At 44.5% G+C, this 15,439-nt stretch carries 10 protein-coding genes; 4 read left to right on the top strand and 6 right to left on the bottom strand.

Annotated elements, in window-relative coordinates; translation table 11 throughout:
• Positions 1–32 precede the first annotated feature (32 nt).
• The 4 genes from A3860_RS26235 (at position 33) to A3860_RS26220 (ending at position 8,537) form a co-directional block, all read left to right on the top strand.
• Positions 33–3,281 carry a SusC/RagA family TonB-linked outer membrane protein gene (locus A3860_RS26235; RefSeq protein WP_081151775.1) on the top strand — a complete coding sequence of 1,083 codons (3,249 nt, stop codon included), beginning with the start codon at positions 33–35 and terminating at the stop codon, positions 3,279–3,281.
• Between the two features lie 18 nt (positions 3,282–3,299).
• Positions 3,300–5,129 (top strand): RagB/SusD family nutrient uptake outer membrane protein, encoded by a 1,830-nt coding sequence (locus tag A3860_RS26230; protein ID WP_245843629.1) that lies wholly within the window; start codon positions 3,300–3,302, stop codon positions 5,127–5,129.
• A 65-nt stretch (positions 5,130–5,194) separates the two neighbouring features.
• Positions 5,195–6,820 (top strand): DUF4957 domain-containing protein, encoded by a 1,626-nt coding sequence (locus A3860_RS26225; RefSeq protein WP_081151772.1) that lies wholly within the window; start codon positions 5,195–5,197, stop codon positions 6,818–6,820.
• A gap of 91 nt (positions 6,821–6,911) precedes the next feature.
• Positions 6,912–8,537 carry a glycoside hydrolase family 28 protein gene (locus A3860_RS26220; protein WP_081151769.1) on the top strand — a complete coding sequence of 542 codons (1,626 nt, stop codon included), beginning with the start codon at positions 6,912–6,914 and terminating at the stop codon, positions 8,535–8,537.
• A gap of 75 nt (positions 8,538–8,612) precedes the next feature.
• Here the strand turns inward: A3860_RS26220 and A3860_RS26215 are convergent, their stop codons facing one another.
• From A3860_RS26215 to A3860_RS26190, 6 genes are all read right to left on the bottom strand, one after another.
• On the bottom strand, positions 8,613–9,260 hold the full coding sequence (locus tag A3860_RS26215) for a YiiX family permuted papain-like enzyme (protein WP_245843628.1): 648 nt from the start codon (positions 9,258–9,260) through the stop codon (positions 8,613–8,615).
• A complete protein-coding gene (locus tag A3860_RS26210) occupies positions 9,257–9,877 on the bottom strand; it encodes a GIY-YIG nuclease family protein (protein ID WP_081151767.1) in 621 nt (206 codons plus the stop codon). Before A3860_RS26210 ends, A3860_RS26215 begins: the two co-directional genes overlap by 4 nt.
• An 83-nt stretch (positions 9,878–9,960) precedes the next feature.
• The gene (locus A3860_RS26205; protein WP_081151764.1) at positions 9,961–10,629 is read right to left on the bottom strand and encodes a hypothetical protein; all 669 of its coding nucleotides are present in this window, start codon (positions 10,627–10,629) and stop codon (positions 9,961–9,963) included.
• Positions 10,630–10,631: 2 nt separating this feature from the next.
• Positions 10,632–11,444 carry a hypothetical protein gene (locus A3860_RS26200; protein ID WP_081151761.1) on the bottom strand — a complete coding sequence of 271 codons (813 nt, stop codon included), beginning with the start codon at positions 11,442–11,444 and terminating at the stop codon, positions 10,632–10,634.
• A gap of 42 nt (positions 11,445–11,486) precedes the next feature.
• Positions 11,487–12,215 (bottom strand): M48 family metallopeptidase, encoded by a 729-nt coding sequence (locus A3860_RS26195; RefSeq protein ID WP_081151758.1) that lies wholly within the window; start codon positions 12,213–12,215, stop codon positions 11,487–11,489.
• Positions 12,215–15,352: a type I restriction endonuclease subunit R gene (locus A3860_RS26190; protein WP_081151755.1), complete on the bottom strand. Its 3,138-nt coding sequence runs from the start codon at positions 15,350–15,352 to the stop codon at positions 12,215–12,217. The genes A3860_RS26195 and A3860_RS26190 overlap by 1 nt, the downstream gene beginning before the upstream one ends.
• Between the last annotated feature and the right edge of the window lie 87 nt (positions 15,353–15,439).

The following is a 15,439-nucleotide window of genomic DNA, read 5'->3' as shown; positions in this document are numbered from 1 at the left end:
CTGTATGTTTGACAAGTATAATCAAACTAACGATGAGAAAGCTTGTCATTCAAACCCTGCTATGCTCCCTTATGTCCCTGACCGTATGGGCACAAACCCGGGTTGTAACCGGTAACGTGCTCGGCCATAACAAGGAAGCTTTGGTTGGAGCCACCATCTTAATAAAAGGCTCAAAAATTTATTCCCTCACCGACGCCAAAGGCCAGTTCAGGATCAGTATTCCCGAAACCGGGACCACCACGCTGGTAGCCAGCTATGTTGGTTATAAAAACCTGGAATATGTGGTTACCAGTCAAAAAGACATTTCTATCACGCTTACCCAGGAAGACAATAAGTCGCTGGAAGAAGTGGTGGTCGTGAACATCGGTTATGGCACTGTTTCCCGGAAAGCGGTCACCGGTGCCGTATCATCAGTAGGCGCCAAAGACCTGAAAGACTTCCCCGTTGCAACCGCGGCAGAAGCGCTGGCCGGTAAACTGGCCGGGGTATCGGTAGTGACCTCGGAAGGAAAACCCGGCGCCGATATCACGATCCGCGTACGCGGCGGCGGTTCCATTACGCAGGACAATTCACCCCTGTATATAGTAGATGGCATACAGGTAGAAAATGCGTTGTCGGTTATTTCGCCACAGGAAATTCAAAGCATCGACGTGCTGAAAGATATTGCGTCAACGGCGGTTTATGGCGCGCGCGGCGCTAATGGCGTGGTGCTTATCACCACTAAAGGCGGTAACAAGACCGGCCGCACCATGGCGGGTTTGAGCAGCTATGCCGGTGTTCGCACCATTGTAAATAAACTGCCGGTAATGAAGCCGTACGATTATGTGATGTACCAGTACCAGTTGTACAACAACAATACCGACCAGCAAACAAAAGATGCGTTCACCAAATCATACGGCACTTTTGAAGACCTGGATATTTATAAGAACGTTCCATTTGCCGACTGGCAGGACCGCGTATTCGGCCGCAATGCCTTATCACATACCGAAAACTTCAACGTGAACGGCGGTACCAAAACCTCCAACTTCAATTTCACCCTGAATAATTATAAGGAAGATGGCATCATGCTGAACTCCGGCGCCAAACGCATCTTTGCCGCCTTCCGCTACGATCATACCGGTTCCGAAAAATTCCGTTTTGGTTTTAATGCCCGGTACAGCCGGCAAACGATATGGGGCGCAGGCACCACGAGCACCGGTTCGCAAAGCAATAACAAATTGCGCAACTCGGTACGGTACCGCCCATTCGAAAGTTCGCAGGCGTCTGATGTTGATGAGTTCGATCCTGCTTATGCCAACCAGACTAACTTAACCGGTCCGGTGTTGGATGCTTATTCGGTCACAAAAAATGATTACACCAACCAGATCATTACGAGTGCGAATGCACAATACACCATCATTCCCGGTCTTACAGTAAAAACGATTGTCGGTATTACCAATTCAGAAAAACGCACCGATCAGTTCAGCAGCGCCATCACCAGTGTGGCGCGGCAAAACGCCAATATGCCGGTGGTTGATTTGTCGAACGGTTCTACCCTAACCATTACCAATACCAATACGATCAACTACGATGTTACTATAAAGAAGAACCACCGCATCAGCCTGCTGGCCGGTCATGAAATAAACCAGAGCAACAGCCGCAATTTTGCTTCTACGGTAAAATGGCTGCCGGTTGATATTACAGCCGATGAAGCATTTGCCGGTATTCAAAAAGCGCAGCCGCCAAGCGGGGCCATTCAGGATCCCCCAACTACCTCAGAGAGCGCTACCCGCCTGTTCTCTTTATTTGGCCGGGCTTCTTATTCGTACCAGGACAGGTACATGGCCAACTTCATTGTACGGCGCGATGGCTCCTCCTTATTTGCCCCCAACAACCGGTACAGCGTTTTCCCCTCAGTACAACTGGCCTGGACGTTGAGCAATGAACCATTCTTTATGAAGCTCAATCAAACCTTTTTGAACAACCTGAAGTTCAGGGCCAGCTATGGCGTGGGTGGTAATAACCGAATTGGCATCGATCTGTATAAAACATTATATACAGCAGGCAGTAACTATGGGTATGCCGTAACAGAAGCGGTGACACCCGGTTTTGCCTCTACTACATTGCCCAATCCCAATATCAAATGGGAAACAACGGTCAGCCGCAACTTCGGCGTTGATATGGACCTGTTCAACAATCGCCTGAGTGTAAGCCTTGATTTCTACCACAACAATACAAAAGACCTGCTGTTGACGGCGCAAATCCCGCCCACTTCCGGATACACGTCGCAGATCCAGAATATAGGAAAGACCTCGAACAAAGGAGTGGAATTGCAGGTAGCCGCCCGGGTGGTCAACACCAAAGACTTCACCTATGCCATCAACTTCAACATTTCGCACAACAGTAACCGGATCGTAAACCTTGGCAATGACCAGTATGGAAATCCAAAGAATTCATACACGGTAGCATCAGGCGGTATCAATGGTAACGATTTCCTGGCGCAGGTAGGCGCGCCTGTTGGACAATTTTATGGCTTTGTGAGCGATGGCCGGTACGAACTGGACGATTTTAATGTAACCTACAATGCATCGGCCAACAGCTATTCGTACAAGTTGAAACCCGGCATTGCCAATGCAAGAGATGTAGCATTAGGCAGTAAAGACCCGCAACCCGGCGATATGAAGTTGAAAAAATTGAGTGATAAACTCAGCGACACGTTGACTGAAGCCGACAAAACCGTGCTGGGCAATGCTTTTCCCAAATTCGCGGGCGGTTTTAGCCAGCAGTTCAACTACAAAAATTTTGATCTCAGCGTATTTGTGAACTTTTCTGTCGGCAACGAAACCTATAATGCCAATAAAAGTGAGTTCACCGGTCAGTACCTGTATAAAGACAACAACATGCTGGAAGTGGTGAAAGACCGCTGGAAGCTATTTGATGAAAATGGCGTGAAGGTCACCGACCCCGCCAAACTGGCCGACCTGAATGCCAACACGCATTTCTGGACACCACCGGGCGGACAATACATTCTTACTTCTTACGAAATTGAAGACGGTTCCTTTTTGCGGGTGAGCAATATTACGCTGGGGTATTCATTACCACAGAAATTACTGCAACGTACGAAGATATTCTCGCGCTTCCGGGTATACGCAACGGTGAACAACCTGCACACGTTCACCAAATACACGGGGTATGATCCGGAGGCCAATACGCGCCGTTCGAACCCATTGACCCCGGGCGTTGATTATGCGGCGTATCCGCGCAGCCGTTACATCCTCGCAGGCATTGATGTAAGTTTTTAACGATTAAAAGAAAACAGTATGACGCTCCATAATAAAAAGACCATGGCCGGCCTGTTTGCCATTACGGTGGCCCTGGTTAGTACAAGCTCCTGCAAGAAATACCTTGAGGTAGAAAACCCATCCACCATTTCACAGGAAGCGGCCTTCAAAAGCACCTCCTATGCCAACACCGCCCTTATTGGTGTATACAATCAATTATGTGGCGATAATGGCGCCACGAAAGAAGGCACCATCTGGGCACTATCGGCCGACGATTTTAAAACCTCGGGCAGTTACAGCAAGCAGGACCGCCGCGGTGTAAGCATGTATGGCGCTGCACCCGACAATGGAGAATTATCGGGCGGGTTCCTTCAGTTGTACAGTGGCATTGAAAGAGCGAATATCTGTATCAGTGGCATTCGCAAATCGCCGTTGTATGCAGAAGGAGCAGCCAATCAGAAATTGATGGGTCAGTATTTGGGCGAAGCGTTGGCCTTGCGCGCCTGGTTCTATTTAACGTTGGTGAAGAATTGGGGCAATGTGGTGGCTCAATGGGAACCATCGGCCAATATAACGGAGCTGGATGCCCCGGTAACTGCGGGCAGTACGATCCTGGAGCATTTACTCGATGACCTTAAAGAAGCAGAGACGCTGGTTCCCTGGATCAAAGAAGCCGGTTATCCCGATACGCGTTTCACCAAAGGCGCCGTGAAAGGGTTGCGCGCGCGCATCGCGTTATTTCGCGGTGGGTACCTGATGGACAAAGAATCGCACACAATGTTGCGCAGCAGCAATTATAAAGATTATTACAAGATCGCGTATGATGAATGTAAGGAAGTGATGGCGCGCCGCGATCAGCATGACCTGAACCCCGTGTATGAAAATATTTTTAAATCACTGCACACGGCTACCCGGTTCGACCCTACCAATGAATTGCTTTTTGAAGTAGGAGCGTATGGCGCCGGTTCGCGCACCGATACCAAACTGGGATACTATAATGGCATCCGCATCAACAGTAATTCCCGATTTGGCGGCGGCGGCGGTGGAGAGTTGTGCATAGCCACATATTTTTATGAATTTGATCAAATAGGCGATGTACGCCGCGATGTAACCATTGGATCATACGAAATAAACGACAGCACTTACAAAGTATTGAACCCGCTCAATAACATGACCGATGCCAAGTTCAGAAGGTCATGGACAAATATTATAGGTACTACACAAACGCTGGCGGTGAACTGGCCGGTGCTGCGCTTTGCCGATGTGGTGTTGATGTTTGCCGAAGCCGATAATGAATTGAATGGCGTGCCGAGTGCAGATGCACAAAATGCGTTGATGGAAATAAGGAAACGCGCCTTTGTGGGCAATGAAAGCCGGATACCGGCGATACCTACCGATTATGCCGGGTTCTTTACTGCCATTGTAAAAGAGCGGTTGCTGGAATTTGGCGGCGAAGCCATCCGGAAATATGATCTTATTCGCTGGAATTTGATGGACGCCAAGTTTAAGGAAACAAGGGCGAAGCTGCGCCAGTTGATGAATGGCGAAGGAGATTATGCAAACATCCCGAAGTACGTGTATATAAAACCGGCGGTCTATAATGTGATTGCCTCGGGGGATGAATTTACCAGTCTGACCACCTATGGTGGCTCGCCCACGGCGGTGCTCTTTCAACCCGGACTGGGCACGTCGACTGCACCGAGTGGTTATATCACCAAGAGCTGGCGCGCCTCACTCAATGAAGAATACATTACCGGCAACAGCACCGGGTTTGCCACTTATTTTGAACCCAATAAGAAAGAGGTGTTTCCCTTTCATAAGGATATCCTGTTGCAGAACACCAATACTGTACAAAACTGGGGGTATTGATCCTTCGGCACTTCGGCTTCGCTCAGGGCGCTTGGAGTTGGCCGGTAAACTTAAAAAACATAACAATGAACCGTATAACTATAAATATATTATCAGGGCTGCTGTTGGCAGTAGCTGTTTATGCAGTATCATGTAAAAAGAATGATGGGTTGGAACCGCCGCGGCTGTTCAAGCCACAGGGCATTTCTGTGAAAACGACGGAGACAACCGCAACCGTTACCTGGAGTGTGCCGATCTTAAGCAAGGGACAGGCGCTGACCTATACGGCGGAATTTTCGCAGGACTCTACATTTGCCACTGCGGAATTTTCGATAGAGACAGATACGGCCACCATTACGGTCAGCGATGACAAGATCCAGCTGCGAAAAAAATACTACGTGCGCATTAAAGCGAACGCATATGACAACCAGCCCGAATCGAAATGGGAAAGAAGCAGTGCTTTTTCGATCAACGGCGAACAATGGTTCTACCCCATCAGGGATGTAGAGCTTACGGAAACATCTGTTGTTCTGCGCTGGCAACCCAATCCACAGTTAACGCATATTACGCTGTTCCCCAATAAAGGGGTGATGGTAACCCATAACCTTACAGCTGCCGAGTTGAGCAGTGGCGCGGTAAAGGTAAGCGGATTGATCTCCGATACCACCTATGTAGCGGAACTGTTCCTGGGTACCAAGAGCAAGGGAATACTGGTATTTAAAACCCCGGCGCCTACGGTGTACAGCGTGATCCTGAATTCGGGCGATGACCTGGTGGCCGCGATCACGAATGCCGTCAACAATGATGTCATCGGTTTGAACCCCGGCACCTATACTGCGGGTACCAGCAATTTCACTGTGTTGCAAAAAACGGTGACCGTTAAATCTATTTCAAATAACCCGGCCGATACCAAGGTAAATTTTAAAGAGTTTACGCTACGCGGAAATGGAGCAGGCATTAACCTGGAAGGAATAGAACTGGATGGAACCGCTTCCGGCGCATTGTATTTTATTAACCTGACCGGTGTGGCAGCCGATGCAGAAAAATGCGCGTATACGCAGGTGAGTGTGAGCAATTGTTGGGTGCATGGCGCGTTGACCAGTTTTATGCGGGCGAACCGCGGCTCGGCGGCGGGCGATTATACCATGGACCAGATATTGGTGAAGAATGCGTTTGTATCTGATATTGGGACGAACCTGAGTTACAATTGTTTTCATTTAGATAAGCTGTTGTTCAAAACGATGACGGTGAGCAAATCGACCTTTTACAATGTGGGACAGTCGCTCGTGACGGCATCGACGGTTTTGACGGCCATACCTACTATCACATTCGATTATTGTACGCTGAACAATTTTGGCGCGAAGAACCTGAACCCCATCTTGAATGCCGGAAGCAATCCGATTAAGTTGAATATCACCAACAGTATTGTGGCCAATATACCGAAGGCATCGGCCACGGTAAAACCGGAGCTCATCAATGCCACCGGAGCAGGTACAGCGGTGGTATTCAGCAATAGTAATTATTTCAATTTGACCAATGGATCGGGCACTGCAAGCACTTTCCCCGCGACGAATATTACGATGGTGGGCAACAACAATATCAACCTGGGTTGGACGACCACGACCGTTGATTTTACCTTACCGGCTAACTCAGTATTACGCACGGTGAGCAGTGCGGGTGGCGCGATTGGCGATCCCAGGTGGACGTATTAAGAGCCTTCGGCCCTGGTGAGCCGGGACAGAAAGGCGTTCACTAACCATTATAGACTTATAAATTGACGAAGCCAATAAATCAGACTTACCAATGAACACAACAAAGCGGATCTTTTTACTGGCGATAAGCGCTGGTATGGCCCTGTTAACCTATGCACAAAACGGCACGTATACCTGGGCAAATTTGCCCAGGGTACAGGTGCCAGTATTTAAGAATGATACGATTAACATTACACGCTTTGGCGCGAAGCCCGATGGTATTACACTCAATACTGAGGCCATCAACAAAGCGATAGAAGCGTGCAGTCAGGCCGGTGGTGGAGTCGTGTATATACCGCAGGGCATTTGGCTGACCGGTCCGATCGTACTGCAAAGTAACGTGAACCTGCATGTGAGCCGGGCGGCATTGTTACAATTCACCGGCGATAAAAGCCAGTATAAATTAATAGAAACGAATTTCGAAGGGCGGAAGGCCGTACGCAACCAGCCGCCGATCTCGGGAACTAATTTGGAAAATGTAGCGATTACCGGAGAAGGCATTATAGACGGAAATGGGGATGTTTGGCGGTCGGTCAAGAAAGACAAATTAACGGAAAGCGAGTGGAAAGAGTTGGTGGCTTCTGGTGGCGTGTTGAGTACCGATGGACGCAGTTGGTATCCGTCCGAAGCGTATCAGAAGGCAGAACAAAGCCGGGAGACCGTTACCCGTACTACCCTGGAAGACTACGCCCCTATCAAAGATTACCTGCGCCCCAATTTGCTGGTGCTGACAAATTGTAAGAAAGTGTTGTTGCAAGGCGCTACATTCCAGAACTCCCCAGCCTGGTGTTTGCACCCGATCTATTGCGAAAACCTGACAGTCGATGGAATCAAAGTTCGCAATCCATCCTACGCCCAAAACGGTGATGGACTGGATATAGAATCCTGTTCGTATGTAGAAGTAAAGAATAGTATGCTCGATTGCGGCGATGATGGCATTTGCATCAAAAGCGGGAAGGATGAAGAAGGCCGGAAAGTGGGTAAAGCCTCACAATACATTGTCATACGCAACAATATAGTCTACCACGGCCATGGCGGCTTTGTGATCGGCAGTGAGATGAGTGGCGGCGCGCATGATATCTTCGTGACCGACTGCACCTTCATGGGCACCGACATCGGCCTGCGCTTCAAAACCACCCGCGGCCGCGGGGGCATAGTGGAGAATATTTATATTAAGAACATCAACATGCAAAACATAGGCGGCGATGCTATTTCGTTCGATATGTATTACTTTGCCAAGGCTCCAGGCCTGGGTGTGAAAGTAGAGATTCCTGCTGTGGATTCCGGTACCCCGCAGTTCCGCAAGTTCTATATCGATAACATCATATGCTCCGGCGCCGATCGGGCGATGTTGATCCGGGGGCTGCCAGAGATGAGTATTAAAGATATTCAGTTGAGTGATGTGGTGATCACTTCGCGTCGAGGCGTCGATTTGATTGAAGCCTGTAATGTGGGCTTTTCGAATGTGGTGTTGCAGTGTGCTGTTTCGAGTCCGCTTATTAATATTGAGAACAGTCATCACCTTAGCTTCGCTAAGGTTCGTTCGCTTACGCCGCCGGTACAGTTTTATGGGGTGAATGGGGAGAGGTCCAGGGACATTTTTGTGGATTCGGCTGCTTTGAACAGTGTGCGGTTTGGGTATGGGGCTGAGAGGGGAAGTGTAACGGTGGGGAGGTAATATTTGTAAATTTATTTAGAAGAACCCGTTGTATTACGCAGCGGGTTTGTTGTTTGGTTGCCAGCATATCAATACTTAGTTTGATTTTACGGTAGTTAAAAGTTCGCTATTAAAAATTGCTGCCGGAGAAATAACAGTTTCATTCAATGGTATGTTGTTGCCATAGCGTTCTTTCATTTTCTTTTTAACAGCATCATTTTTCAAATCAAAATCGCTAAGCTTCTCAAGCTTGCCTATTTCAATACCTGCTGCACGTTTATATATTTTCCAAATTAACTCTGAACAATAAATTTTATCGTCTGACCATTCAAAAGTGAGGTCGTAACTTTTACCTTTTAATTGATTGCATATTTGTTTCATTTTTACCAATACAGTACCAGTTAAAATTTGATCGGCGTTTTTAAGCCTCTTAACTACATATCTACCATCTTGGCCACGTGCGATCCATTTATCAAGAGCAGTACGTTTAACAGGTTGAACGGCTTCAAAGACATAATAATTTGGGCCATATTTAAAAACAATTCCACAATGAGAGAATTTTGATTTTGTGGCTAATTGAATCGCCTTGCTTTGTTCTGAAAGTGATGTTTGGAAAATAATGTCTCCATTTCTTAATTCCTTATTTCCATCAAGTTGATTTAATTCAGTTTGGGCGTAAAGTCTACCTATAATTACTAGGCCTGTAAGCACAACAATTATTAACCATTTTTTCATTGGCATCATTGCATTGGATAGGTTTCATTATAGATATCTCTCAATTTTTTACCATTATATGTCCAGTATGGCCCCGGCGCCACATGATATCCGTTTTCTAAAATTATTCTGGTTGCATTTGTCAATGAAGTTTCATCACCACGAAAACGAACAGTTCTGTCACTTGCGACAGTAACCACTTCTCCATTGGCAACAGAAACCAGTTCACTTCCAATCGGGATATTCATGTCATTGAAATTAAACCGCGGCCTATTTTTTCTTGCGTACTCTACCCCAGCTTCCCGATCAACTTCATCAACCTCCTCTTTCTCATTGGCCACTTTAGGGGTTACATCTTCAATTTCCATCAACTTTATAATGGCAATAGCTTGACCGGGGTCAATTGCAAAGAACTCCCTCTTTGGATTCACCCTGTCAGGTCCAAAGGCTATATGCAAAGCTTTTTCAACCTTTTCAAAATTGCTAACTTTTGCAGCATATACACATTCAAACGGCAAGGGAACTCCTGAATTATACAGTTGAGCCATCCTTAACTTTACATCTTCCTGGGAAGTCATACCAATTTTAATCATATTTGGTATGGCTGGATTTGTGAGGATGTAGACGATTCCTTGAGTGTTTTCCATATACAGTTATAAATTGAAAAATAAGCATATCAAATTCAATAGTGAAATTTTCAAAAACAAGTCCATTCATTAAAATTACTATCCTAACCCACAACAATCATTTGTCGACTATCACAGTCAAATCTCCCGACTTGCTTTAATTTATTGTTCTTACAATACAACTCATGTTCATTAATCAACTCACCATTTGTAAACAAACAATTAGAGGCTAAATCTCCCAGCTTATTAAACTTAAGACCATCTATACATTTAGGCACTTGCATATCTCGTACACATTGAGCAAATTCTCGAATTGTACCAATGTCAAGAGTTGATCTACTAGACTTCTTATACTTCGCATCCATAATAAGAACGACATGAGACTCATCAGGATCGCCTGAAAGTGGACTCTGAATAGATATATCGGCTGCAAAGGTTGTTTGGGGAGATGAACTAATCTTTACAGAAACTCCCATACATAGTTCATAAAGGGGCTCACGCGATCTCTTGTCTTTTGTAATTACAAACTTTGCCCATTCAGCTTTATTTCCTGGCTTCAAGGGAAATTGATACCCCTTTTTTCCTGGGCACAGCTTAATGTTATGGTGAGTATTTAAATCATATAAGATTTGAACAGCACAAAAAAACTCATAAATATAATCAACCTTATTATCAGCTATTCCTTCAATAAAACCAAACGCATTTCCAGAGCTCTCCCATTTAGATAATTTTTCTATTGATTTACGAAGTTGCCTAACTTTTGTTATAGCCATATTCAATCGTTTAGATCTATAGGTAATGGTTTATTTCTAAATAAAGATTCAAACTCTGATTCATCTACATTCGTTCGCCTATCTTCGGGAATTGAAATATCTACCTGCTCCAAATATTCATTAATTAAATTTACCTGAGTTCTTATGCTATCGTTTCGAATTCTTGGATTTGCAGTATTATAAAAAGATATCGATTCAAGCGCTTCTCCTCGTTCAATAAATGATTGCATTTGAACATATGCCTCAGCCAATTGCTTTGCAGGAGTTACAATTGCGTACTGGAAGTATTCGTTTAAAAGGCTTAAGATCTCTGTATGAGTATATCTATTTTGTAAAATATCCGGATTTCTTTCAACCATAAGTTGGCTGAATGCCCTTCTATGATCCGAATGCAATGCATTTAAGGCAGTACCAACGATTGTCCTGGAAAGAAATATTCTATCTTCAACTATGGCAAAAAACTCTACATCAGTTAATTTGTAATATCGCCTATTAAAATACCTGTATAGCCGACTCCTGAAATACTTGATTCTAGGGAAACTGAAAATATAATCCTCAATCTCCTTCTCTTCCCCAAAATTTGTAATTAACCGAAGTGTAAGAGAAATTGAATTAATACCTAAATTCCTTTCAGTTTTCCGCTTGTTAATTCGAGCTATTTTATAAAGATGAGTAAATAAATGTCTCCTATAATTAAATTCAAAAAAAATCACTTCATCACCAACTTCTCCTTGAAAATTTTGTTTTTGTTGCCAGGAGATATTTACAACTTCGCTGCGAACACCAAAAATATCATTGCTAAATAACCAGTACATAAGCTTCTATATTTTCTGATTATTAACTTTAAAATACATAAATTATTCGAGTATTCTAACGGTTTGCAACCGGTCTCTTCTCTTTTCCCAATCTTCCATATACCTGCCAAGCATATTATAAAACCTTGGTCCATGATTGAGATGTTTTAAATGACAGAGTTCATGCAAAATAACGTAATCAACACACTGAACCGGCGCTTGAATCAGTGAAAGGTTAAGTATTATATTTCCCAGTTCAGTACAACTACCCCAACGTTTTTCCAGACGTCGAACTAGTAACTGGTTAACTGATAACTTTTCCCGTTTCAATATATATGCATAACGCTCAAACCGCTCCCGGAATACTCTTTTCGCCTCCTGCTTGTACCAGTCCATAACCATACCGGCTATATGCTTCTGATTTGCCTTACTTTTAACAACAGCTTTTATATTTCTTCCTTCTTTGGTGATCATTTCCGGAATACCTTCTACGACTTTCAACCTGTATTTCCTACCCATGTAATAAAGCGTTTCACCGCTTACATATTCAATCTTCCGGCGTAGTAACGTGACTTCGTATGAGTCAAACTTTCTTATTTGTTTACTGATCCAAGCAGCCCTATTCCCAACTTTCTCCAATATTTTTTCAAGACTGGCATCATAAGGAGCCGTTATGGTTACCTGTTTATCAGGCGTAACCGCAATGCCCAAGGTTCTTCTTTTACTGTACAGCAACACAAAAGGAATACGGGTAGTTCCATATTCAATGTGCAATCCTTCACTTTGCTTCATCAATAGACTTTTTTAGCAACGGTTATACATTTCTCAAGCATTGTATCCAACAACTCATAAGATATAGTAATACCCCATTGAGCCGACTCCCGAAGCAGGTAGTCTTCCATATCATTCATCATTTTATTTTTCACATCATTGTTTCGTACCCAATCTCTGATCACCAGCGATGAAATAATATTGGCTATATTTAAACCGGCCTGTGCCAGCGCCTTATTTTGTTTCGCGCTAAGTTGAATTCCTGCATTCAATATCTCTTCACGAAGAATACCATAAAATGCCCGGGCTTCCGGTTTGCCCTGCACTTCAGCGGGTACACCTTCCGGACTGCCTTTCAACATTTCATTCCTTATTTGTATCTGCTTAGCCAGGTACTGGGATTCTGTGATGCGCTTTTGCAGGAAATCCTGGATAGCCTGGTCGATCATATCGGAAAACCGTTTATAGTATACGGGATCCTCATCCATCTTTTCAGATGTGACTTTTTTTGTAGCATAAGCAATGGCATCTGCTTTGGAAGCTATAGAGCCGGTAACCCGCTCTACTTCTTTTTTGAACAGCTCCTCATCGAAAATATTGATTGGCTCGGTGATCTGATCCATCCCTTCGGCGCTTACATAAGTATCCAGTAGTTTTTGAATCCTTTTTTCGTATTCTTTGAAATCAACTTTATCAGCATATCGAGCCTGTATTGAAATCCGTAAAGAATTATAATACTCGAATTCCTTAATAAAAAACGTCACTTTTTCTCGCGAAAATATCTTCTCCAGCTCATCGCTGGCTGCTAAAGCGGTGTGCAGGGTACGGCCGAATGCTGTAAGCTTTTGCCGGAAAATATCCCGCTTATCTTCCGGCCGCAGAAACCGCTCCAACGCCTCCTTGTCCGCCTTCTTTTTCACCTCTTTAAATACATCAACTAACTCTGCATGCCGTTGGGGAAGTTTCTTAATCTCTTCTGCAACGCTAATCAAACTGCCTTCCAAATCTTCTTCATCAAATTCGCTTAAAGCTGCGTAATGGGTCAGGGCTTCATCCAGTTCGCCTAAAATGCCGATATAGTCAATAATGTAGCCAAAATCTTTTCCTTCATATAACCGGTTTACGCGGGCAATTGCCTGCAACAGGTTGTGTTCGGCCAGCGGCTTTGCCAGGTATAAAATGCTGCAATTCGGCGCATCAAAACCAGTCAACAACTTTCCTACTACAATCAATAATTCCACGTCTTCACTTTCCTGCTTGAACTTTTCAATAGTAACACGTTCATATTCGTCGATGCCGCCGTAATCCCTGGATGTTTTATCCCACCATTTCTGTACTTCGGAGGTTGGTTCTTCATCCACCTCTTCATTATCTTCCCTGGTATCGGGTGCGGAAATAATTACCCGCGCATTCAGGTGCAGTTTAGGGTTGATCTGGTTTTCAAAATAGCGCAGGTATTTAATAGCCGTTTCCCTAAGCGGTACCGCCAGCATGGCTTTAAATCCCTTACCCTGCCAGTTCTCGCAATAATGCTTTGCTATATCGTAGGCTATTTCTTCAACAACCTGCTGACTTTTATAAATTTTTGTGATGGATGCAAACTTCCTTTGCAGGTTTTTAGTCTGGTACTCCGTTAACGGTTCGCTTACGCGGGTAAACTCTTTATCCAATGCGGTTCTGTTCACCGACAACTTTGCAGAACGGCCTTCGTATAATAAAGGGACTACAGCTTTATCGCGAACGGCCTTTTCAATTGGGTAATTGGGAAGAATAAAGCCACCAAACTTTTTCGCCGTTGATTTTTCATTATGGGTAAGCGGCGTACCGGTAAAACCAATATAACAGGCCTTTGGCAATACCTTTCTCATTTTGGTATGCATGCTACCGTATTGGCTGCGGTGACTTTCATCGACCAGCACAAATATATTGGCCGAATCATTTTCAATATCACGCCGGCTTAAAGCGGCGTCGAATTTATCAATGATGGTAGTTATTATCTCTATTCCATTATTATTGATCAATTCAGCCAGATCAGCGCCGCTTTTTGCCTGCACCGGATGTTTCTGACAGGCTTCAAAAGTTTTGGTGATCTGGTTATCGAGATCAATTCGGTCGGTGACAATGATAACCCTTGCATTTTTAATATCTTTTTCAAGCGACAGACATTTGGCCAGCATCACCATGGTTAAGCTTTTACCACTGCCCTGGGTATGCCATACCACGCCGCCCCTGCGTTGCCCTTCTTTGGTAAACTCTTTTATGCGTTGCAAGGCATTCATTACGGTAAAATATTGCTGGTAGCGGCAGATCTTCTTTTTTCGATCATCATACACGATAAACTTATAAACCAGCTCTAACAACCGATCTTTGCGACAAAGGCTATACAACATTTTATCCTGGAAAGTGGGCAACCGGTCTTCCACTCCTTCCTTCGTTCCGGAAACCGGTTTTTTGATAATGTTTTGTACTTTATCTTCCACATCCGTTTGTTCTTCCCATACCGACCAGAACTTTGGCTTTGTATCGATGGCAGCGTATTTCACTTCGTTTGGATGAACGGCCAACAGCAAATGAGCATAATGGTATAATTTTGGAATACCATTTTCTTTTTTCTGGTTTCTCTGATGCTGGGAAATAGCTTCATCGATGGAACCATTTCTATCTCTTCTTTTATTCTCTATAACGGCAAAGGGAATTCCGTTTATGAATAAAACCAGGTCGGGCCGGCGGGTTTCATTCAAACCTTCGACTGCAAATTCATCTGCAATGTGGTAGACATTGTTCCTTGGGTTTTCCCAATCGATGTATTTGATTGTAAAGCTTTTTCTATCGCCCTGGATGGTTTCCTCGAAGCTTTTACCCAGCGTAATTAAGTCGTACACTTTTTCGCTGGTGCGAACCAGTCCTTCGTCAGGTACATTTTTGATGGCATGAATGGCGGCATGGATATTACCTTCGGAAAACTTATAGTTGTTGCCTCTATAAGTGAAGGTATTGAGCGCTTTTAATTGCTGCTCCAGGATATCTTCCAATATTACATTACTCCTGATGCCACCGCGCTGTTGCAGCGCTTCGTCTTTGGTAATATGCTGCCAGCCCAATTTGCGCAATAGCAGTAAGGCGGGGGATTGGGAATCGTGTAGTTCTGAATAACTCATACGAATGCTTTGTAGATGTAGGTATGTAGGTATGTTTTCATGGTATCGCTGTTCCCTTCCCCACTTTTATGGTTCGTTTCAAAGGAT

The sequence above is a fragment of the Niastella vici genome, assembly GCF_002077945.1.
Classification (GTDB): Bacteria; Bacteroidota; Bacteroidia; order Chitinophagales; family Chitinophagaceae; genus Niastella; species Niastella vici.
This window is presented reverse-complemented; position numbering and strand designations above follow the sequence as displayed.